This is a genomic window from Acidisphaera rubrifaciens HS-AP3, from assembly GCF_000964365.1.
In the GTDB taxonomy this organism is placed as follows: domain Bacteria; phylum Pseudomonadota; class Alphaproteobacteria; order Acetobacterales; family Acetobacteraceae; genus Acidisphaera; species Acidisphaera rubrifaciens.
In genome coordinates this window covers 1-755 of the sequence record NZ_BANB01001005.1, presented here as the reverse complement: position 1 = coordinate 755, position 755 = coordinate 1, and the positions used below count along the sequence as shown (strand labels likewise).

2 protein-coding genes are annotated in these 755 nt (G+C 71.4%); one reads left to right on the top strand and one right to left on the bottom strand.

The annotated features are described in order from the left end of the window. Positions 1 to 62 precede the first annotated feature (62 nt). Positions 63 to 437, bottom strand: coding sequence for a phosphopantetheine-binding protein (locus B8460_RS19720; protein WP_373855917.1), 375 nt, complete (start codon positions 435 to 437; stop codon positions 63 to 65). Between the two features lie 51 nt (positions 438 to 488). Between B8460_RS19720 and B8460_RS19715 the strand changes: the two genes are divergently transcribed. Continuing rightward, positions 489 to 755, top strand: a 267-nt coding sequence (locus tag B8460_RS19715; RefSeq protein ID WP_048863334.1) for a hypothetical protein, incomplete at its 3' end; no start/stop codon positions are given.

The window sequence follows — 755 nt, the reverse complement described above, 5'->3', positions numbered from 1 at the left end:
AACAGGACGGCGTCCGGCGGACGCTCGACCAGCGGGATGGCCGGCGCGTCCCAGCGCATCGGTCAGCGCGTCCGGTTCGCCTCGATATGGGCGGCGAGGCTGCGCAGGGAGGCGAAGATCTGATGGTTGCGTTCGTCGTCCGAGCGCAGTTCGAACCCGTAGGTGCGCGAGATCGCCAGCGCCATCTCGAGCGCGTCGATCGAGTCGAGGCCGAGACCTTTGCCGAACAGCGGCGCGTCCGGCACGATGGCGTCGGCCGGCACCTCGAGCTGCAGGGCGGCGACGATGAGTTCGGCCAGGGCATGTTCCGCCCCGCTCTGACCATCCGCGCTACGGCCGTGGGCGCCTTCGCCCTCGGGGCTTTGACGGTTGGGGACCGCCATTGCATTCATGGGTTCTGCGACGTCGGCGGCGGCAAGGTTGTTCGTTTTGCTCACGGGTACTCCTCAGCGCCCTTGTAGTCTGATTCCGAGCGGCGTGAGAAGTTCATGTGGGCCGCGCCACCGGACACGCGGCGGGGCCTGCCGACGGTGACGATCGACGCCGCCCCGCGCCTGCCGACGTTGCTGCGCCGCGTCGTCGTCGGCGCCGCCGTCGCGGGCACTCTCGCATCCGATGCCGCGCTGCTGATCGGCGTGCCGGGGCGCGACATCCTGCCGCTCGCGCTGCTGCCGCCGCTGGCGGTGGGCTTCGTGCTGTGGGACGCGCTGCCGGGGCGGCGCTGGATCGCGCTCGCGGTGCCCGCGCTGCTGCTC